Raw genomic sequence first — 20,726 nt, forward strand, 5'->3', positions numbered from 1 at the left:
GAGAAGACGAATGATGAGAAAGGTTGAAGTAATCGCATATGACAAAGCATGGAGAGAGCGCTATATAGAGGAGGCCGAGAAGTTATCAGAGGTTTTCGGGGAGAAAGAGGAATATAGCAGCTTAAAAGAAAAGCTGGCAAAGCGCTTTCCTTATGACATTGACGCTTATATCGAAGGGAAAGGACCATTTATCCAAAGAATTGAAACAGCTGCACTCCAATGGTATAGAAACAGATAGGCAACGAGGTCAACTTCAATCATTTTAATTACCCCTGCTTTTTCTCCTCTTTCAAAAGTGTGGTCATTCACATATTTATTCCAATAATAGGCAATTACACAACCCGAAAAGCTGTTGCTGAATATGATTGTATTAAGAAGTAACGATGACGAAATCGTTCTTCTGAAAATATCGAAAGGGGAATGTATATGTCTGAAGAAGTAAATCAACCGCAAGCCAATGAGGAGAACGGGGACGTTATTGTACAACAGATTCCAGACCCGCGCGCAGATATTTGTGTACAGCACGTTATCTATGAAAGGCTTAATCAGCGATTAAGCGACACAATTGATGTGAATGATGGGATGTTTTGTCCAGAGTTATCTGGAACATGCCGTGCTTTATCAGGTTCTGGCTTCGTGGATGAAATTACGCAATGCCGTCTTGAATTGTGCTGCTTAACGGCTGAGCCGCCGTTCCCGAATTGTGATGTGATTCGTGTAACAGCGAGAGTTGTAATTGTTCTTATTAACCGGCTTGGTATAACTATCGGTCGACTTCGTGAAACGTTAACAATGGATATTCCGCGTGTGAATCCTGTATTTGCATCATCTCCGAATATTCCTGTTGGAAACATTATCCGTGAAATCGACGGTTCTTGTGTAGATATCCTTGATTTATTCTGTAATGTTAACACAGATACAGGAGTGCTTACGTATGGAATCGACTACAACTTGAAATTATGGAGACACGACAACATGCTTGTAACAGCTGAAAGACGCTTCCCAGATTCAGATGTTACAATCAAGAATCCATTCAACGAATATATCCCTTGTGGTGACGTTCGATAATTAGCAAGACTAGAAATCCAGTAGTCACGCATACTACTGGATTTCTTTCCTTATTCAGCAGGCTTTGTGAAATCAACAATTAATTTCTCAAGGCGGTCTATTTTTGTATCAATTTTTTGTAGTGATGTGAGAATGTCATTGATTTGTTGCTGTTGCTCATATTTTTTTTCTAAGTCATCTATGTTCCAAGACGTCGTTTTCGACATTTTTGGCATGAATCCACGATTTCGCAAGGATTCGTTTTCATGATTTGTTGGTTGGTGTTCGCCTGATTGGCTTTCTTTCTCGTTATGATTATCCATTTTAGGCCTCCTATATATGTTCTCCTCAATGGGGTGTTCTTGTTTAATTTCATATACCTGGCTTACGATGCGGTGGAGTGGTGATTTGGTGTTTTTCTTCATTCTCATTTCCAGAGAAGCTAACTGGTCATTTAATTGACGATAATGTTCAGGAAGTGTATTTAATATTGTTTGGATGGATTCGGATTGCTGTAGTAATGATTGATGTTGTTCTTGTAGCGTATTTTCTTGCGTTTCGAAATGCTCTTTAAATGATTCATGAATAGTTTGGACCCAACTTTGCCACTGTTCATTTTGGGTGTTGATGGATTGGCCAAAGTCAATAAGCTGGTTGAACTTCTCCTGCAAGTCTTCAAGTAATCGTTTGTTTGCTTCATTTTGCGCAACGCTTTCTTCGTACTTGCTTTGCCATTTAAGTAGTTCAGCTTCCTTCTGTTTAAGTAGATGAGTGTTTTTTTCATATTCGGACCGTAGTTTGTTCGTTTCTGTAAGGGAATGCTCCTTTAATTGGTTTATTTCATTCTGATAGCGCTCTTCACTTAGTTTATGTTGCTGTCTTAGCTCCTGTAGTTCTTGTTCCTTTGCTTGTAGAAGGTCATTTTGAACCTGCATCGTTTGGGCGAAGTCTGTAAGTTGATTGAACTTTCTTTGGAAGTCTTCGAGTAATTGTTTGTATTTTTTATTTTTCGTTAAGCTGTCTTGATAATGACCTTGCCAATGAAACAATTGATCAAGTTTTTTCTGAAACGAGAGGATGTCGTGATTTTTTTCGGTTCGTAGTTTGTAAGCTTCTAACTCATAATGTTGCTTTAGCTTCTCTAGCTCATGGTCTTTTGTTTGTAGAAGGCTTGCTTTTGCTTGTTGTTTTTCTTCTAATTGTTTTTTTAGCGTTGCGATTTCTTCTTCTGTCGTCGTTAGCTTCTCTAAGAGTGTTTGGTTTTGACTTTCGAGACTTTTCAGCTCTACATAATAATTTGTCCGCTTAAATCTTCTCCATTTTGTTTTGATCGAATTCAATTCAGACGTTAGATGAATAACCTTTTGCTCTAGCTGCATAGGTGTTAGTCGTGAAGTAGACTTCATCGGTAAAATCACCTCATTTCCCCATTATTAAAGTATTCAAGTGAGCGCCTAATTGTGAACGTATTTATTTTTCACTATGTTGGTAGTATTTTGGTTTATGATAGTAGAAGAAAGGGTAAATCATTTTGGTAAAATATACTATTTTTTTGCAGTGGGGGGTTGAAGATGAGAAACGTATGGATGCTCGTTTGCCTTATGCTACTTCTTGCTGGTTGTGGCGATGATTCAAGCAGTGATGCAACAGCCGAAAGCAAGTCATCCAGTGAGCAAAAAGAGCAGGCAAGTAACGAATATCAAGAAAAAACAGCCGAGTACTACGAGCTTGAAGACCCAGCGAGAGAGCTTACGGACGTGGAACAAGAAATGCTGCGAAAGCCAGGTACATACAGCGGAGACAATTATGACAAAGAAAAGGTGCATGCCGCGCTAGACGAATTACCAAAAGATTTAACGGCTGAGCAATACTTAGATGAAATGCTTTATTTGCTGGCGGAGGACTATCATGAAGGGGTCGAAACGTTTGTTAATTTTGACTCAAGTGTTGAGGTTGATATCGCGAGGCCTGATGGTGACATCGATAAACCGAGCATAAAGAAAACGCATTTTGCTTTATTGATGGATTCAAGCGGCAGTATGAATGGAAAGATCAATGGGAAAACAAAGATGCAAACGGCAAAGGAAGCGATAAAGAACTTTGCCGAGCTTGTTCCGCAGAGCGCAACGGTTTCCTTGCGTATTTATGGGCATAAAGGAAGCGGAAGTGATCAAGATAAGCAGTTATCTTGCAGTCAGACAGAAACGGTTTTTAACGGGAACTATAATGAAGCGGAATTTGACGAATCCTTAACACAATTCCAACCAGCTGGCTGGACACCGATTGCTTTAGCATTGAATGCTGTCGAAAAAGACATTCCAAACGATGCTGAGGAAGTAATCGTCTATGTCGTCAGTGACGGAATTGAAACATGCGACGGGGACCCTGTGGAAGCAGCGAAAAAATTAAGTGAGACCGAAAACGTGAAAACAGTCGTCAACATTATCGGCTTTGATGTAGATAACAAAGGGCAGGCATTGCTGAAAGAAGTAGCCGATGCAGGTAATGGTGAATTCACCTATGTTGATTCTGAACGTGAATTAAAGGACTACATGCGAGAGCAGTATAAAGAACTGCAAAAGAAATGGACAGATTGGAAAAATGAAGGGAAAAAGCAAGCATTTGCTGTAAAAGAAGAGAAGAAAGAATTAGCACATGGCACAAAAGATGAATTAAAGGAAAAAAGTGACCGCGAGAAAAAGCGCTTAAAAGAAGCACAAGCCTACCTCGAGGACAAATACGATGATTATGAACACCCTGTCAATGACACCTATTCACTTATTCTAGACCGACACGATGACATTTGGGGCTACGCCGTCGATACAGGCAACAACCTGTGGCGAGAAGCCGTTAACAACGGCAATGATGAATGGCGCGATTATATTGATGAAGGAAATGAAAAAATAAGTGAAACGATTGATAAGAAAAATAGCTATTAATTTAATTGAAAGCTGTTCCTTTCCTCATGAAAGGAGCGGCTTTTTCTTTTTATTAGAAAATTCTAATCTGATTGAACGATTGTTTTTAATTCTTGTTCGTTAAGATGTGGATATTCAAATGATAGGAAAAAGGGTGAGAACGTATGTTGAATGCACTAAAACCATTTTCACTAGTCATTAAAGTGGGAGGAGCTTTGTTAATTGCGGCAAGTGCTGCGCTGCTTGCATTAGGCCTGTTAACAGGTGCAACAGATACGATGGAGGAAATGAGCAAAACACTTGGCGCGATTGCTGAATATGGAGCGATTGGGGCTGGGGCGTTGTGGCTTGTGCGGCATGCGGTTGGTTTTGTTAAGAAACGAAAAATGTCGTTTGGCCATTATGTACAGATGCTTTTTAAACTGCTAAGGACGTACCACACGTTTATTGGCTGGGTTGTGTTTTCTGTTGCGACAAGTCACGGTGTTTACTTTTTATTAAATGAATCCGAGCATATGGACCGCGTTTACAGCGGGCTTGCAACATTTATTGGATTAGTCGTGCTTGTTTCATTCGGGCTTCTTCTACAAAAACGGGGGAAGAACAAAAAGTATGCAGCATATAAAAGAGTTCATCAGCTGATCGCCCTGTTATTTGGGCTTGCATTATTGATTCATCTAGTCATTTAAGAAAAAGGAGTTCAAATAGGGGGACAGTATGGTGAATGGGATATCAAGGAAGGTAAATATACTAATTGTATTAATGTTTTTAATTACACTCACAAGTACATCAACCATTGTTTATATGGAAAGTAAAACAAGCTTAATTAACGAAGAAAAAGAAAAAGCATTAGCGATTATTCATACGTTTGAAGCTGGGCTAGACGGTTCTTCTGTAAGTGCCCAGATGTTCCAAGAGCGAATTACAGCGCTGTCGGCTTCATTAGATGAGTTGGTTGATTTTAATGTTTATGCATTAGGTGATCAGCCAAAAGTAATTGCATCATCAGATTCGGATCTCATTGGAAAGCCGGCTGATCCAGAGGATGTTGCGGCAGCTGAGAGTGATAAGGTCATTCCAATTATATCAAAAGAAAGCATTGATGTGACAGCACCTCTTCATCTGAATGGAAAAGTTGAATATGTCGCTGGTATCACTTTTACATTAAAACATGCCAATGAAACACTGCAAAAGCATCTTCTCTTAATGATTGGAACGATGATATTCGTGCTGATTGTAGGTGTGTTGATTACGTCCTTATTTGTTCGGAAGATTGTTTCACGTCCACTCGCTACATTAGGGGAGGCCGCTTCAGCAATTGCAGACGGAAATTTATCGATTGAAGTGGAGCGTTTCCTTTTAAACAGAAATGATGAGGTCGGTGCTCTTTCATCGTCTTTTCAAAAAATGACCGACAGTCTGAAACGGATGATTCATGAAATTTCAAGTGCAACGAGCGAAATGGCGAAAATGACGAGTCAAGTAACAGGACATTCTGAAGTTGTTCATGAAAAAAGCGGGGATATAACGTCTGCGATGCAGCAGGTTGCCTCAGGCTCTGAAGTCCAAGTGCAAAGCTCATATGACAGCCGTCATGCATTACAAGGGTTAAATGAAGGCATTCATGAGGTTGCCACCTACACAACAGATGTCACATCTGAAGCCAATCGAATGCTGACTCAAGCAGAAGAAGGAAATTCGTTCATTCAAACAACGGTCAGTCAAATGAAAACTATTTCTGAAAATGTCAATCACACCTCGCAAATTATTAAACGGTTAGAAGACCGGTCAATTGAAATTGGCACGATTGTGAGTGTGATTTCAGATATTGCAGCACAAACAAACTTATTAGCACTAAATGCAGCTATCGAAGCAGCCCGTGCAGGTGAGCACGGGAAAGGCTTTGCCGTGGTATCAAATGAAGTTAGACATTTAGCAGAACAATCAAGTGAAGCGACATCAAAAATCTCAACGCTTATCCATGATATTCAAAATGATATTACGCTTTCAGTGACTGCGATGCAGGCCGGAACAGAGGAGGTCCATGAAGGAACCAGCCATGTCCTCCAAGTGGGAGAACGCTTTGAAGAAATGGTAGCAGCGATTAAAGCAGTTACAACAAAAATTGAAAATGTCTCAGAATCAACAGGTAAAATGTCAGCTTCGGCTGAGGAAATCTTCGCATCAATTGACGGGATGAGCAAAATTGCTTCTGACACCTCCTCAATTGCGCAATCGGTCGCATCAGAAGCACAGGAACAGCTCGATTTAATTGAGAAAATTAATGATTCACACCGTGAGCTTAAAGACATTGCCCGCTCACTTGAGGAAACCGTGATCGCGATCCAAAAGAGTTAAGCGATGTCTTTCATAAATTAAAAAATTCTCATGAAATTCTAAAGTACATTTTATCCATCGACCATCTAACTTTTAATGTTCAGGTTGTTTAATAAAACATGTAAGGCACATTCAAATTGAGGAGGAAAAAATGATGAAAAGAAAAATTCTAGTCCCTGCATTAGCATTCACAATCGTTGGAGCCGGCTTTGCTGGTGTTAGCTTAACAAAGTCATCTGCAGCTTCAACACAAGCTGTCGTTCAGCCGGAGCAATCGGAGGAGCAGGAAGCGGCAAGACTTCAGAAGGAAGCTAAACTTACGGTAGCTGAAAGTGAAGCGATTGCTTTAAAAGAAGTACCGGGCACAGTGGTCGATACGGAATTAGAGGATGAGGACGGCATTGTCGTCTACGGAGTCGAAATTGAAACAAAAGACGGCACAGCAAAAGATGTGAAAATTGATGCGGTTACAGGCAAAGTGTTGAAAATAGACACCAATGACGAAGATGAGCAAGAAGACGGCAGCGTAGAGGAAGAAGACGGAGAAGAAAACGATAACGATTAACGCAATAGGAGAAGGCGCGGCACAGTCCGTGTCTTTTCTCATTCAATAAGTGAGGTGCTTGAAATGAAGAAAGCAGCAAACAAGCAAGCAGAACAGAAAGCTTCTCGTAAGCTTCAATGGTTTTTCTTTGTTTTTCTCATTCCATTGATATTTGCAGGTGCACTGACATTTGGCGTCTTAAAGGTCGCTGGATATAACCCAATCCAGCTTGTGAAAGACCATATTCCAGGTGTATCAACGGTTGCAGCGACAGCGAATGCAAAACAGGAGAAAAGCAAGGACCTCAAAGCGCTCAACGCAACCATTAAGCAGCAAAAGGAAGCCCTATCTCAATCAGAAAGTCAGTTAAAAAGCAAGCAGACAGAAATCGATTCCTATTTGAAGAAAATTGAAGATTTGACAAATCAGTTAAAAACAGCCCAAATAACGAACGAACAAGCTACAATAAAGGGAGATGAATTAGTGAACATGTATGAAACGATGGACCCGGCGAAAGCAGCCGCGATTTTATCGAACGTTGATAAGCAGGATGCCATTGATCTTTTGCTGCACATTCAAAAGGAGACAAGTGCAGCCATAATGAGCGAAATGGACCCTGCGGATGCGGCGGAACTAACAGTGCTGTTGAATCAACAGACGAAACAAATAAAGAAATAGCAAGAAACAAATACAGGGAGTGTTCATGGTGAAAAGGATTCTGATTATTGAAGATGAAGAAAGCATTTCTGAATTTTTGGAGCTGGAGTTAAAGCATGAAGGGTTTGCGGTAGATGTTTCGTTTGAAGGTCGAGAGGGTTTAGAAATCGCATTACATGAAGATTTTGACCTAATTCTGCTTGATTTGATGCTGCCAGGCTTAAATGGGGTTGAAATTTGCCGGCGTATTCGCAGTGTGAAGGACACGCCGATTATTATGCTGACAGCAAGAGACAGTGTCATGGACCGGGTGATGGGGCTTGATAATGGGGCAGATGATTATATCCCAAAGCCGTTTGCCATTGAAGAGCTGTTAGCAAGAATGCGGGTTATCTTTAGACGGGTAGAAAAAAGTGAAAACTCCTTTTCACAAACGATTAAAATGAAGGAAATTGAAGTGGACCTGCTCGCAAGAACGGTGAAAAAGGAAAAGGAAACAATCGATTTAACAAAGCGGGAATATGACTTATTGCTTTTATTTTTACAAAATAAGAATCGTGTGCTAACGCGGGAGTTAATTTTAGAACAGATTTGGGGATATGATAGTGTCGTTGAAACAAATGTGGTCGATGTATATGTTCGTTATCTGCGCAGTAAGATTAACCCTGAAAGTGGAGAAAGTTATATTGAAACCATTCGTGGAGTTGGGTATGTGATGAGAGAATGAAACGACTGCGGGCGAAACTAAGCAATTTAAAAATCAAATGGAAGCTGGCGCTAGGAGCAGCACTTCTGTTAAGTGTGCTGTTTTTAACGTATAATGTCTTTCAATTTCTAGTGATGAATAACTGGATTGTGCGTCATGAGCAGCAAATCATTGAAAATCATATGCAGGAGCTTCAGGCCTATTATCAGGATAAACAGGAGCGTTTATCGCCGGAGTTGATTCATAACAGCGCTACTTTTGTAACAAAGGTAAATGAAAAATTTCAATCGATTCGCATTATTGACAATCACGGAAAGGTCTTATTATCTGTTTCAGACGGAGTGCCTGAAAGCTGGGTTCAGCCTGAAAATACGACCACAAAACAGGTGCAATTATTAAGACATGGGGAAGATCGGCTGTTAATTGTTCGCACTCCTCTGATGGACGGTTCATTTGTTGGGACGATTGAAATTGTGAAAAACTTAGAAACGCTTGATGAGCTTATCAACCAATCATTGTTGGTGATGATTGCGACAGGCATTGGGGCGATTATTTTAAGTTTATTCGGCGGAGTGATCCTTGCAAAGCATCTGTTAACGCCTGTTCGGGAAATGTCTGATACGGTTGATCGAATCAAAAAGCACGGGCTGAAAGAACGGGTGCATGTCAGTGACAATCATGATGAAATTTCCGAGCTTGCTCTGCATTTTAACGGTCTAATGGATCAGATTGAAGCATCCTTTGAACAGCAGCGACAGTTTGTTGAAGATGCATCACATGAGCTGAGGACCCCTCTGCAAGTAATGAAAGGGCATTTATCAATGATTGACCGCTGGGGAAAGGATGACCCGGCTGTTTTAAATAAATCGCTGAAATCCTCCTTAAGAGAGGTCGACCGTTTGACCCATTTAGTGCAGGATTTATTAGAGCTGTCTCGCTTGGATTCCGAACGTTATGAGCGGACAGAGCTAGAACAAATCGAGGTCGCCCCAGTGATAAAGGCAGTGGTCAAAAACTTTGAACCGCTCGATGAAAATTACGTTTTTCGGTTTGAAGACGGCGATTGTTCATGCAAGCTGCTGATTCGCCGAACACATTTGGAGCAGCTGCTTGTCATTTTACTTGATAATGCGATGAAATATTCAAGTGACGTTAAGCAAATCGACGTACGGCTACAGAAGGAGAACGACAACGTGGAGATTGCAGTGCAGGACTACGGGATTGGCATTCCAGAGGATGAGCTGCCACATGTATTTGAACGTTTTTACCGGGTTGAAAAATCACGTAATCGAAAAAAAGGCGGGTACGGAATTGGCTTATCGATTGCAAAGCGGATAACTGAAAAATACGACGGTTCAATCCAGATTGAAAGCGAGCTGAATCAAGGAACAAGTGTGATTGTAACCTTTCCGGTAGATGGAAGCTAGAAAACCTTAGTCGAGTGCTGAGGTTTTTTCTGTTTGAATAACCATTATTTTGCTATAAAATAAAGAAAGGTGAAGAAATGGAGTGAAGCTGTTGTGGGCTTGGAACGAGATGTGCAGGAATATATCAAAAACCGTGACAAATATCTTCCAATTGATGTGCGTTCACAAGGGGAGTTTCAAGAAAGTGCCTTGCCCCAAGCGGTAAATGTGCCGCTTTTTAACAATACAGAACGGGCAGAAATCGGAACAATTTATAAGCAAATTGGACAAGACGAGGCAAAATGGCGGGCGATGGAAATCGTCTCACCAAAGCTGCCAGGCTTGTTATCAGAAGTGAAGTCTTTGGGGGCAAGCTCAGGAAAAACACCGCTTCTTTATTGCTGGCGGGGCGGTATGAGAAGCCGGTCTATGACTCATTTTGCCGAGCTTGCGGGCCTTAAGGTTGAACGGCTGAATGGGGGATACCGAGCATTTCGAAATGCGATATTAGCTGAAATCCCGAAGCTGCTGCAAAAGAAAGCGGTCGTCCTGTCCGGCATGACAGGGACGAAGAAGACAGTGGTTCTTAAAGAGCTGCAGAAGCGGGGCTATCCCGTTCTTGACTTAGAGGCAATGGCCGAACATAAAGGCTCTTTATTCGGAGCTATTGATGGCCGCACGCCTGCTAATCAAAAGACATTTGATGCAAGGCTTTTTGAAGCGTTGGACGAAATTAAGGATTCACCGTATTTTATCATGGAGGGAGAAAGCAAGCGAATCGGGCATTGCGTCTTGCCAGAAGTGTTGTTAGAACGCAAACAAAACGGCATAACAATTCATATCGAAGCGTCACTTCACAGTCGAATCAAACAGATTTACGAAGACTATGTGGTACCAAATCAACAGGACCCAGCGTTTCGAACGAGGCTTGAAGCGATTCTGCCGATTATTCGAAAACGGATAAAGAACCATCAAGTCAAAGCCGAAATAGAAGAAGCGTTTGCCAAGCGAGATTACTATACATTTATCGAATATCTGCTTATTCATTATTATGACCCACGTTATCAGCACCATGCTGTTCCTGTTACAAGCGGTTCATATGTAGTGAACAGTGAGCAGATAGAGAGCGCTGTCGAACAAATTGAACAACTGATTCGAGAAATTGTGCAGCCGGCCTGCAAAAAAAGATGACTTCGGACAATCGGAAGTCATCTTTTTCTTAATCCGATTTTCGAAGCCAAGCCCCTTTTCTTGCTTCTTAAGATCTCAAATTCTATAATTTAGCTTATTCTTAGAAAAAGAGGTTTATAAAATGAAAACATTGCAGTCGAATGAACAAGTGTCAGGGAATTTAGCGGCAGTTGGCGCATACACCTTATGGGGTGTGATGCCGATCTATTGGCGCTTAATTGAAGACGCTTCTCCGCAAGAAGTGCTGGCACACCGGATTGTTTGGTCATTTGTATTTATGTGTCTCGTATTAATTGGCACAAAAAAGCTAAACAATCTCGTAACAGAAATAAAAGTGTTATTAGCGGAAAAACGCCGATTATTTATTCTAATCGCGGCTTCTGTTTTCATAACGTGCAACTGGTATTTATATATTTGGGCGGTGGCAAATGCGCATATTGTACAGGCCAGCTTAGGCTATTATATCAACCCGTTGATTAGTGTCCTTTTCGGTGTTCTGTTTCTAAAGGAGAAGCTTGCGAAGGTACAGGTTGTGTCGGTGGTTCTAGCATTTATTGGCGTGGCGTTTCTCACCATTCAAGCCGGCGTATTTCCGTGGATTTCGCTGTTACTGGCAACATCGTTCGGCTTGTACGGTCTGTTGAAAAAATTAGTCCGGCTCGGCGCAATGGTAGGGCTGACGGTTGAGACATTGATCACGATGCCGTTTTCACTGCTTTATATTTTCACCCTTCAAGCTGACGGGGGAAGCTCATTTCATCTCAGCAACCTGTCGCAGTCGCTTTTATTAATGGGGGCAGGTGTTGTAACAGCTGTGCCGTTATTATTGTTTGCAACAGGAGCGAACCGGATTTCTCTCGCGATGCTCGGCTTCTTTCAATATATCGCCCCGACGATTATGCTGATTCTCGGTACGGTTTTCTATGGTGAGCCATTTAATCAAGACCATTTATTTGCGTTTCTATTAATCTGGGTATCGCTGCTCTTATTTACACTTTCGCGGACACGATGGTTTGTCCGGCTTCAAAATAAGCATGTTAGCCAATCCTCGTAAGAAGGCAGAATAAGCCGCTTCAATTACAGAAGTGGCTTTTTCTAGTCCTTCTCCTTACCTTCTTCGTTAATTTGATTCATTCCGCCGCCAAAATACCATTCTTTCTGCTTAAGGAATGCGATAAATGCTTTGAAGAATTCGTTGGCCCCAATGTTCCCATCATTTGTATACACACACCTGTTAATTTCAATGCCAATTTGTTTTCTCATCTGAACCTCCTGTTTGGATAGTCCTTTCTTTATTTAAGCCCAGCTTCTCTTTGTGCGGATAGTTTAATGAAAATTGTAATTGGGTAACCAACTTATAGTGGATTTTCTACATATTTACCTACTAGAGGGAGGAATCGGACGTTGAGTAATGAGCACAAAGGGAGCAAGAAGGACAAGCAGTTAGAGCAATTTCGGACGGATGATGAAGGAAAGAAGCTAACGACCAATCAAGGCTTGAAGATGTCGGAGGATGAATTTTCGCTTAAAGCTGGTGAGCGCGGCCCGACGTTAATGGAGGATTTTCATTTTCGTGAAAAGATGACTCACTTTGACCACGAGCGCATCCCTGAACGGATTGTTCACGCGCGCGGATATGCGGCACATGGGGAGTTCCAGCCGTATGATGATGCGATGAAGGAGTTCACAAAGGCGAAATTCTTAACAGACCCAACCGTGACAACCCCAGTGTTCGTTCGTTTTTCAACAGTTGCAGGTTCGAAAGGTTCGTCTGAAACAGTTCGTGATGTGCGTGGGTTTGCGACGAAGTTTTATACGGAAGAAGGGAACTTTGATTTAGTTGGAAACAATATTCCGGTCTTTTTCATTCAAGATGCAATTAAATTCCCTGATTTAGTGCATGCATTAAAGCCTGAGCCTCATAATGGAATGCCGCAGGCTGCTTCTGCGCATGATACATTTTGGGATTTTATTGCAAATAATCAAGAGTCAGCACATATGGCGATGTGGGCAATGTCTGACCGAGCGATTCCACGGAGCTTCCGAATGATGGAAGGGTTCGGTGTGCATACGTTCCGGTTTGTGAATGAGCAGGGACAAGCTCATTTTATTAAGTTCCATTGGAAGCCTGTATTAGGCACGCATTCGCTCGTTTGGGATGAAGCGCAAAAGCTATCAGGGAAAGATGCTGATTTCCATCGCCGTGATTTGTATGAAGCGATTGAGGGCGGCGACTATCCTGAGTTCGAATTAGGTGTACAAATCATTAAAGAAGAAGACGAATTTCAATTTGATTTCGATGTGCTTGATCCGACGAAAATTTGGCCAGAAGAAGACGTACCTGTAACGATTATCGGGAAGATGACATTGAACCGGAATGTCGATAACGTCTTTTCTGAGACAGAACAAGTAGCCTTCCATCCAGGGCATGTCGTTCCTGGCATTGATTTTTCAAATGATCCGCTTCTACAAGGGCGTCTGTTCTCTTATACGGATACACAGATCAGCCGTCTCGGTGGCCCGAACTTTCATGAATTGCCGATTAACCGTCCTGTTTGCCCGTTCCATAATAATCAGCGAGATGGGATGCACAGAATGACGGTTAATAAAGGACAAGTAAGCTATCATAAGAATTCTCTTGCGAATAACACACCAGAGCCTGCAAGCGAGGCAGAAGGTGGGTATGCGCATTATCAAGAAAAAGTCGAAGGGCACAAAGTACGGAGCAGAAGTGAAAGCTTCAAAGACCATTTCTCACAAGCGAAATTGTTCTGGAATAGCATGAGCGAGCCAGAGAAAGACCATATCATCCAAGCATTCAGCTTTGAACTCGGCAAGGTAAAGAGTAAATCTGTTCAGCAGCAGGTTGTTGATATGTTCGCAAATGTCAGCCTTGATTTGGCGAGAGGGTTTGCGAAGAATATCGGAGCTGTGCCTCCAGAAGAAGGCGGCTCAAGTGTTACAAAATCATCACCAGCGCTAAGTCAGGAAAATACGAAGAAAAAGCCTGCAACACGTAAGGTTGGCGTTATTATCGGAAATGACTTCAATGGTGAAGATGTAACGCAAGTGTTGGCTGCACTGAAGGCAGAAGGGGTCAATCCGGAAGTTGTGAGCGACGAGCTTGGCACATTGAAAGCCTCGAACGGAGCAGAGCTTGAAGTCGACCATACTTTCCTAACAGGTGAATCTGTCTTATTTGATGCGTTGTATGTCGTCGGTGATAAGGAACAAAGTAAGAAATTCAAGCATGACGCCTTCTATTTCATCAATGAAGCCTTCTCACACTTTAAGCCAATCGGTGCGACACATGAAGGGAAGGCATGGCTAGAAGAAGCAGGTATTTCAAACAGCCCTGGTGTCGTCCAAGGTGAGGATATGAAGGATTTTGCACTGAAATTTACAGAGGCAATTGCTGAACACCGCCACTGGGAGCGTCAAGTCGTATAAGAGCAAAGAGGGGAAGTTGACTCTATATGGTCAGCTTCCTTTTCAATAAGGGGTTTTCGATGAATACTGGGAAGAGAATATTCTTCTATATAGGGAATATTGTGATTGGGATTTTTTCTTATTATGCTTATCTTTACTTTTGGTTTCTGTTCAGCTGGGGAGAGTCATTTCCTTCTGCTGAAGCATTTCTAAGTGTTATTGTCGATGCTATTGTTTTTTTCGTATTTAATGTCTTATTACTGCGAAAGGAATCGAAAAAACATTGGTCAATTGCGATTGGAACAGCATTTGGCAGCCTCTTGGTTTTCGTGGCGATCTTTGCTTTTTCAGCATAAATGTCACATTTTTTTCACAATTAACAAGGGATAATATGTAATATTTTGTCGAAAATGTTTTAATTTAGTTTAAAAATTAGTACAATACTCCTTGTGTGTGAATTTTCTAACAAATGACGAAAGAAGTGAAAGTAATCGTGGAAAAGATGTCTGATAAGCTGTTGGTTGAGACATATGAAGAAGCACAAAAATGTGAAGTGGATGAACGATTTCTTCAGCTGTTAGAAGAAGAGTTAGTAAAGAGGGAATTAATTGAACTAGAGGAAATGAATTAATGAATAACAAATTGTAGAAAAAGCTGCCCTATTTTCATTGTAGGACAGCTTTTTTATTTTGATTTATACGCTTATGGCAGTGATGTTGGAGTAGTAATGCTCCTTCCATTTTGAAAGGCTTGCTAATAAACCTTGGGAAAAAGCGAGGTCATGAATAAGGGAGTATTCGGAGGCATCAATCCGTTCGCCGTAGAGTGCCTGCTTACGAATGGTCGTGATTTCGGTCAATTGTTCATATAAGTAAGGGACATTGTCGGAAATGTAAGGGAGAGTACGGTATTTCAAATAATCTTGCAAGTCGCGCCATAATAAGCGGGCTCCTGTGTTCCATTGCTCGTTTAAGGTAATCACTTCACGAAGCTCCTGTTCAAGCACACCTAACAGGCTTGTCGCGAGTGAGCAATAGCAGTGAGGTTCAAGCTGACTGCTTTCAATATAGGCTTCTTGGGTATGAACAGTTGTTAAGGTGTGAATAGAGCTCTTGTTGAGGTATTGATAGTGTGCCCAATCTACTTTCGTAGTGAAATCTAGAGGTGGGGCAGTTTCTCGTCTTATTGGAAACGTATGGACGGTAGTGCTTGTTGAGTCGGTATCTTTGAGAAGCTCCCAGCCGACAAGTGTGTTTGTTGCATCGACAATCATTTTTCCACCACTGATGTTGTCATCATCTGTAAAGCCGTGCAACAGGCTTGCATAGCCAAATTCCGTTAACACTCTCATAGCCTCATAATCAATTGATTCATTTGGAACGGCTAGAAAAGCAGATAAGTTGGCAGAAGCAACCGTCTTTAAGAGTGAAAGCTCTGCCTTGCACAGTCGATCTTTTGCTTGGGTTTTCGTTGGTCTTTCAAAGATTATCCCTTCATATGTCAGCTTCTTAAGTCGGAAGGAAGCATACGATGGACCTTGTAAATAAAGCTGATAAAGCTCACTATTTAAAAATTGCAGGTGCTCGGCATTCTTGTTTTCTTTTCTTAATTCAAGCAAGATTTGCTCAAGGCGTGCTGCGACAAACTGGCGCATATTTTCTGTTAAGTTATGGGCGCTTATTGGCAGCTCTGCCTCGGGAATTTCAATCGTAAAGAAACGTTTAATCGCCGAGAGGGTGGATAATTCCGCTTCATTTAATGACTTGACGACAGATTGACTAATTGTTTTATGCAGGCAGCATTTTTTATATTTTCTGCCTGAGCCGCACGGGCAGCGTTCATTACGTCCGATTTTTTCCATCGATAACCTCCTAAATAAAAATGTTACTTCTATTGTAACGTAAGAAATGTCTGAAAAGTATCATCTTTTCGAAAAAAATAGGCTGTTTCTCCAGTTTTTTCGGAGTAAACAGCCCGTTTGAACGGTTATTTAACGCCCATGGACACCCGCCATCCTGCACCGTCGAGATGTTGGATCGTCACTTCCTCTTCCACGCTTTCGCCTGTATCCCCAAGAGGAACGGTTGCATGATAGATGATGCTCGTTTCATTCGCTGAAATCACGTCAAGCTTGGCACGATTCCAATCAAGCAAGCTTCCGCCATCAGCATTCGGCTGAGCAGCGCGTGAGGCGATTTCGACGATTTTTAACTCTGTCAAAATCTGATTTGCTGTTTCAGGTGTGAACGTTTCCTCTAAATATTTCTGGACCTTCGCAAGCGTGCTTAGATCATCGCCTAAATAGCGGTACGGCGTTCCGTTATACGCCGTTTCTTCTATTTTTCCAGCTAGATTGCCGCCGCTTAGTACATAGTAATAATGCTCGTTAGCACTTGCTAATAGTGCTGTGATTTCTGCATCACTCGGTCCTTTCTTCGATTGCTGTGCTGCACCTTGCATTTGCGTACTGCATGCAGTTACAACAATCAGCATCATCCCTACTAAAAGCATTCTCTGAAACATCGGTCATCCCCCTAATCCTTCACTTTTCTCTCCAATATAGACTTTATTTCAGAGGAAAAGGTTTCAGTATTTTCTTTGATAAGGAAATTTTTTAAGAGATAAGACCTAATGCATATGGAAGAGCTATAAGCAGCCCCGCGGTCATCAGCAATCTTTTCGTTGCCTTTTTCGACAGAGGACGTTCATCACCGCTTTTGAACCAGCCATGAAACTGGAGCTTGTTTCGGTACAGCACAATGATGACAAGTAGAAAGCCGATTGCTTGCAGTAAGCCGAGTGAAGTCCTTATTTCTGACGTGCCGGTCATCATAATGAGTAATTGTTCATTAAGCCAGCCAAATAGTGTAAGAAGCAGGCCGAACAGGACAATCACACGAACAAGCTCTAACAGAAAGGTGATCAGTTTTTTCATAAGCTTCTCCTTTTTCGTTCTTGCACAAGAATAACGGCTGAAAGGACCATTCCAATGCCTGCAACCTGCCAAAGATTTAACTGTTCTTGAAAAATAATGACGCTAACAAGTGCAGCTGTCACAGGTTCAATCGTCGCCACAATCGAAGCACGGCTCGATTCAATCCGTGAAAGACCTGTCGTATAGAGCAGAAAAGCGAGCACCGTTGAGAACAAGCCAAGCCCAAGCACATACACCCAAACGAGCGGGTCTGCTAAGGTATTTGCTTTCGTCCAAAGCTGTGTAAGCGGCAATAAAAAGACAGCCGCAGTGAAAAATGTAAAAGCTGTCACTGTGTAAGAATCATATTTTGCAAGAGCAAACTTTCCGAAGATGCTATAGAGTGCATAGCCGAAGCCTGCCCCAAGCCCTGCGAGCAGGCCGGCTGTTGAAATGGACGAAACCCCATATGGCGCAACACCGATCACAAACGCACAGCCAATGAAGGTGACCAGCAAGGCCGTGATCTTTCGCGGTGTCAGCCATTCCTTGAAGAAAAAGCGTGACAGGACCGTTACAAAAGCTGGAGCTGTATACAAAAGAATGCTTGCAACAGCAATCGATGTCTCGCGCATGGCCGTAAATAAACACCAATTGAAAAAAACGATACTTAAAATGCCCGTACCGATAAAATAACGCGTATCCTGCCAGTGGATTTTTAGCTTTTGTTTATTTTTAACTAACAAATAGCATAGGATCAAAAGTGATGCACTGACCACACGCAATGCCGTGATTTCAAGCGGTGTGAACCCATATGTAAGCAATCCTTGTACAAATATGCCGATTATTCCCCAAAGTATCGCGCCGAGCGCAATCAGCAGGGTATCACGATTCATGTTACTTCCCCCAATTGCTAGACAGATAGATGAAGCTACGCCTAGTCTACCATAATTTCTAAAACTGTCTAAAATTTGAAACATTCATGAGGAGGGGCCCGTATATATATAGTGTGAACTTCATAGAAAGGCAGGTTACTTGATATGGAACAATATGGAGGTTTTTGGCGGCGGTTTGCCGCAAGCTTTATCGATGGCATCATTTTGTTAATTCCGACGGAGCTGATTAATTTCATTTTGTTTATGATGATTGTCGGCGGTGATGTGAGCTCATTTATTGCTTATGAAACAGGGCAAGACTTGTCAATGTATTGGGGATTTGAGGCCATTGCGCTGACATTAACGACGATTGTGAACGTCATTTACTTTGCGAAGCTGCACAGCTCAAGCTGGCAGGCAACACTCGGCAAACGAATGCTAGGAATGAAAGTAACGACAGTAGAAGGAGAGCGTATCAGCTTCGGCCGCGCGGTTGGGCGTTATTTTGCAATGATTCTATCAGCCATTCCACTTATGATTGGCTTTATGCTTGCAGGCTGGACGAAGAAAAAACGTGCCCTGCATGACTTTGTTGCAGGTACGGTTGTGATAAGAACGAGATAAACTTGAAATAAGAAAAGGGCTGACTCGGTGTCAGCCCTTTTCTATTGCTAACGCAACTCTTCTGGCGGTTCAGCCCCTTCAAGCAGCTTTAGAAATCTTTCAGCAATTAATTCCTCGTTATCAATCTCCTCATGCGTAAAGGACATACAGTGAATCACTTCATCACGGTCGAGCGCTTTCATTCGGAAATATTCTTCCTTGCTAAGCTCACCGCGGGGCAGGAATTGGAGCTCCGCATAAATGTCTACGCCATCATCTGTGAAGTCATAAACCAATTCCACTTCTTTGTACTTTTCCGCAAAATGAGGGGAAGGCCGATATTCAAATTCTTGAACAAAAGGCACGTCCCGTTTAGAAAGCAATGGATACAGCGGGTGGCGTTCGACTTGGTTTTGGATATGTGATGGCGTCGGGCCATACAGCCATGTTTTGTCATATTTATTATTATCGAGGTGAATATAATAAATGACTTCATTGCGCTGTGTATTTTGAAACTGCAGGACTTCGGTAAAGACCCGGTCGACTGTTTGGACATATGGGTGCTGTGTTACATGCAGGCCATCCATATCACGCGGGTCAACTTTGTTCGGAACGTTGACATCAGTTTGCAGCCAGCATTTGTATCTTTTCGATGTGTGCGGCGTATGAGCCGGGAGCTCGAATGAAAAAGGAATTTGCACTTGTTTTTCTTGCTTTTGTTCTTCTGTTAATTGAATTTCTATCGTTTTAAGTGGAAGGTTATCGAACCGGTCTTCACGCACCATAAATTGCTGCATAATTGACAGGACGATTATATCGACTTTCTTTAACGAGCTGACACTCTTTAAGTGAACCTCTCCGCTAAGCTCCTCGCCGGGAACTACCGTTTCTCTGTTTAATACAGTATCAACTTTCATCGTTCCGAAATAGCGGGTCATTACTTTTTTTAGAACAGCTTTCTGTTTGACAACGTGCTTTGAATGTCGCATATGTTCCCTCCGTTTCAATCTATTACTATTCATACGGTTGAAAAGTGGAAATAGTTTCATAAAATCGCCACATCTGACGGAGGATTGTAGATTCCTAGCGAAAATCCTCCCGCAAAAAAGGCAAATTGTAGTATGATGGGGTACGTGCACGTTAATTTATTTTAGAAGAGGAAGGTGAGAACATGGGGCTTAAACGTTTACCGCTTGTCTTTTTTATGACAACGCTTGTTATTTTATTCGCGTCAATCTTATCGGTTATAGGCGGGACAGTCTTTCACCTTTATCCAATCGGTCCTGTCTTTATTAAAGTAATCTTTGGTATTCATATCGTTGTATTAGTGGCTGGAGCAACGGCTTTTGTCTTTTGGGGAAGAGCGATGAGGAAGTCGAATTCATAGAGATAGTTGGTGGTAACTGTGTTAAACGTTCGAACGATTGTGACATATGTGCTTGTCTTTGTCGTTAGCTTAGGGCTAAGCTTCTTAGAAGTCAGTCTTGGTATTATTTTATTTACTGCATTTTTCCTCGTTTCGGCACTTATTTTTGCGCCTTTTTATCATTCTGTCTTCTTGCAAAAGAATCCAGAGAAGGTCGAGAAGTTTCTCGTGCAAAATAAAAAACAGCCGATCTATCAATTTTATTACGGCTTAGCGAATGAGCGGGATGAAGATGTCGAAGAGGCATATAAGAAAATTGTGAAAAAGTACAAACGAAAAGATAAGCGTGCCATTTATGACATTATCTATGCGCTGTATCATCATGACCCGCAGGCAGCCAGACAAAGCATCAATAATATACAAGTGTCGTTATATAAGGATTATTATAAAGCGTCGATTTTCATTGAAGAACGCCGCTTTCCGCTTGCAGAGCAGATTCTTGATGAGATTCCACAAGACTGGATGAGGGAAGCATTGAAGGCTGAAATCGAAATGAAAACGAAGCGCCGTAAGCGTGCTGTTCCCTTTGCAGAGCGTGCTCTCGAACACTCCCGCGGTTTGCAGAAATATATGCTGTACAAAAATTATCTACGAGAATTGCCTGAATTAGGGCTAGAAGAGCTGAACAAATAACAAAGGCCACGAACCTGCAGAAGAGGTTCATGGCCTTTTT

General features: G+C 41.9%; 24 protein-coding genes. 17 read left to right on the top strand and 7 right to left on the bottom strand.

What is annotated here, in order from left to right; genetic code table 11:
- Nucleotides 1-10 precede the first annotated feature (10 nt).
- Nucleotides 11-238, top strand: a complete 228-nt coding sequence (locus LC040_03795; protein ID WLR52047.1) for a GrpB family protein — start codon at nt 11-13, stop codon at nt 236-238.
- A 188-nt stretch (nt 239-426) separates the two neighbouring features.
- Nucleotides 427-1,068, top strand: a complete 642-nt coding sequence (locus tag LC040_03800) for a hypothetical protein (GenBank protein ID WLR52048.1) — start codon at nt 427-429, stop codon at nt 1,066-1,068.
- A gap of 50 nt (nt 1,069-1,118) precedes the next feature.
- Here the strand turns inward: LC040_03800 and LC040_03805 are convergent, their stop codons facing one another.
- A complete protein-coding gene (locus LC040_03805; GenBank protein WLR52049.1) occupies nt 1,119-2,453 on the bottom strand; it encodes a hypothetical protein in 1,335 nt (444 codons plus the stop codon).
- A 165-nt stretch (nt 2,454-2,618) separates the two neighbouring features.
- On the opposite strand from LC040_03805, the gene LC040_03810 reads away from it, so the two are divergent.
- The 9 genes from LC040_03810 (at nt 2,619) to rarD (ending at nt 11,860) form a co-directional block, all read left to right on the top strand.
- A complete protein-coding gene (locus LC040_03810) occupies nt 2,619-3,986 on the top strand; it encodes a VWA domain-containing protein (GenBank protein WLR52050.1) in 1,368 nt (455 codons plus the stop codon).
- A 143-nt stretch (nt 3,987-4,129) separates the two neighbouring features.
- A complete protein-coding gene (locus LC040_03815) occupies nt 4,130-4,654 on the top strand; it encodes a hypothetical protein (protein ID WLR52051.1) in 525 nt (174 codons plus the stop codon).
- Nucleotides 4,655-4,682: 28 nt separating this feature from the next.
- Complete coding sequence (locus LC040_03820) at nt 4,683-6,323, top strand: methyl-accepting chemotaxis protein (GenBank protein WLR52052.1); 1,641 nt, start codon at nt 4,683-4,685, stop codon at nt 6,321-6,323.
- A 130-nt stretch (nt 6,324-6,453) separates the two neighbouring features.
- Nucleotides 6,454-6,867 carry a PepSY domain-containing protein gene (locus LC040_03825; protein WLR52053.1) on the top strand — a complete coding sequence of 138 codons (414 nt, stop codon included), beginning with the start codon at nt 6,454-6,456 and terminating at the stop codon, nt 6,865-6,867.
- Nucleotides 6,868-6,930: 63 nt separating this feature from the next.
- On the top strand, nt 6,931-7,524 hold the full coding sequence (locus LC040_03830; protein ID WLR52054.1) for a MotE family protein: 594 nt from the start codon (nt 6,931-6,933) through the stop codon (nt 7,522-7,524).
- 28 nt (nt 7,525-7,552) lie between these two features.
- Nucleotides 7,553-8,230: a response regulator transcription factor gene (locus LC040_03835; protein WLR53182.1), complete on the top strand. Its 678-nt coding sequence runs from the start codon at nt 7,553-7,555 to the stop codon at nt 8,228-8,230.
- Nucleotides 8,227-9,636, top strand: a complete 1,410-nt coding sequence (locus tag LC040_03840; protein ID WLR52055.1) for a HAMP domain-containing histidine kinase — start codon at nt 8,227-8,229, stop codon at nt 9,634-9,636. The genes LC040_03835 and LC040_03840 overlap by 4 nt, the downstream gene beginning before the upstream one ends.
- 93 nt (nt 9,637-9,729) lie before the next feature.
- Nucleotides 9,730-10,806 carry a tRNA 2-selenouridine(34) synthase MnmH gene (gene mnmH / locus LC040_03845; GenBank protein WLR52056.1) on the top strand — a complete coding sequence of 359 codons (1,077 nt, stop codon included), beginning with the start codon at nt 9,730-9,732 and terminating at the stop codon, nt 10,804-10,806.
- A gap of 121 nt (nt 10,807-10,927) precedes the next feature.
- A complete protein-coding gene (rarD, locus tag LC040_03850) occupies nt 10,928-11,860 on the top strand; it encodes an EamA family transporter RarD (GenBank protein WLR52057.1) in 933 nt (310 codons plus the stop codon).
- Between the two features lie 41 nt (nt 11,861-11,901).
- Here the strand turns inward: rarD and LC040_03855 are convergent, their stop codons facing one another.
- On the bottom strand, nt 11,902-12,069 hold the full coding sequence (locus LC040_03855) for a hypothetical protein (GenBank protein WLR52058.1): 168 nt from the start codon (nt 12,067-12,069) through the stop codon (nt 11,902-11,904).
- A gap of 141 nt (nt 12,070-12,210) precedes the next feature.
- Here LC040_03855 and LC040_03860 point away from each other — a divergent pair, with 141 nt between their 5' ends.
- From LC040_03860 to sda, 3 genes are all read left to right on the top strand, one after another.
- Complete coding sequence (locus tag LC040_03860; protein ID WLR52059.1) at nt 12,211-14,256, top strand: catalase; 2,046 nt, start codon at nt 12,211-12,213, stop codon at nt 14,254-14,256.
- Nucleotides 14,257-14,315: 59 nt separating this feature from the next.
- Nucleotides 14,316-14,591, top strand: coding sequence for a hypothetical protein (locus tag LC040_03865; GenBank protein WLR52060.1), 276 nt, complete (start codon nt 14,316-14,318; stop codon nt 14,589-14,591).
- Nucleotides 14,592-14,704: 113 nt separating this feature from the next.
- Nucleotides 14,705-14,866, top strand: a complete 162-nt coding sequence (gene sda / locus LC040_03870; GenBank protein ID WLR52061.1) for a sporulation histidine kinase inhibitor Sda — start codon at nt 14,705-14,707, stop codon at nt 14,864-14,866.
- Nucleotides 14,867-14,929: 63 nt separating this feature from the next.
- On the opposite strand, the gene LC040_03875 is transcribed toward sda, so the two are convergent.
- From LC040_03875 to LC040_03890, 4 genes are all read right to left on the bottom strand, one after another.
- Nucleotides 14,930-16,096 (bottom strand): SEC-C metal-binding domain-containing protein, encoded by a 1,167-nt coding sequence (locus LC040_03875; protein WLR52062.1) that lies wholly within the window; start codon nt 16,094-16,096, stop codon nt 14,930-14,932.
- Nucleotides 16,097-16,221: 125 nt separating this feature from the next.
- On the bottom strand, nt 16,222-16,758 hold the full coding sequence (locus LC040_03880) for an IseA DL-endopeptidase inhibitor family protein (protein ID WLR52063.1): 537 nt from the start codon (nt 16,756-16,758) through the stop codon (nt 16,222-16,224).
- A gap of 91 nt (nt 16,759-16,849) precedes the next feature.
- On the bottom strand, nt 16,850-17,170 hold the full coding sequence (locus LC040_03885; protein WLR52064.1) for a hypothetical protein: 321 nt from the start codon (nt 17,168-17,170) through the stop codon (nt 16,850-16,852).
- On the bottom strand, nt 17,167-18,045 hold the full coding sequence (locus tag LC040_03890; protein ID WLR52065.1) for an EamA family transporter: 879 nt from the start codon (nt 18,043-18,045) through the stop codon (nt 17,167-17,169). The genes LC040_03885 and LC040_03890 overlap by 4 nt, the downstream gene beginning before the upstream one ends.
- A gap of 144 nt (nt 18,046-18,189) precedes the next feature.
- Here LC040_03890 and LC040_03895 point away from each other — a divergent pair, with 144 nt between their 5' ends.
- On the top strand, nt 18,190-18,648 hold the full coding sequence (locus LC040_03895) for an RDD family protein (protein ID WLR52066.1): 459 nt from the start codon (nt 18,190-18,192) through the stop codon (nt 18,646-18,648).
- Between the two features lie 47 nt (nt 18,649-18,695).
- Here the strand turns inward: LC040_03895 and LC040_03900 are convergent, their stop codons facing one another.
- Nucleotides 18,696-19,616: a sporulation protein gene (locus LC040_03900; GenBank protein WLR52067.1), complete on the bottom strand. Its 921-nt coding sequence runs from the start codon at nt 19,614-19,616 to the stop codon at nt 18,696-18,698.
- 182 nt (nt 19,617-19,798) lie between these two features.
- Here LC040_03900 and LC040_03905 point away from each other — a divergent pair, with 182 nt between their 5' ends.
- Together LC040_03905 and LC040_03910 are read left to right on the top strand one after the other, a co-directional pair.
- Nucleotides 19,799-20,014 carry a hypothetical protein gene (locus tag LC040_03905; protein ID WLR52068.1) on the top strand — a complete coding sequence of 72 codons (216 nt, stop codon included), beginning with the start codon at nt 19,799-19,801 and terminating at the stop codon, nt 20,012-20,014.
- A gap of 18 nt (nt 20,015-20,032) precedes the next feature.
- Entirely contained in the window at nt 20,033-20,686 is a 654-nt protein-coding gene (locus LC040_03910) for a hypothetical protein (protein WLR52069.1), read from the top strand.
- Nucleotides 20,687-20,726 lie beyond the last annotated feature (40 nt).

This window comes from Bacillus tianshenii (assembly GCA_020524525.2).
GTDB lineage: Bacteria > Bacillota > Bacilli > Bacillales > Bacillaceae_N > Bacillus_AV.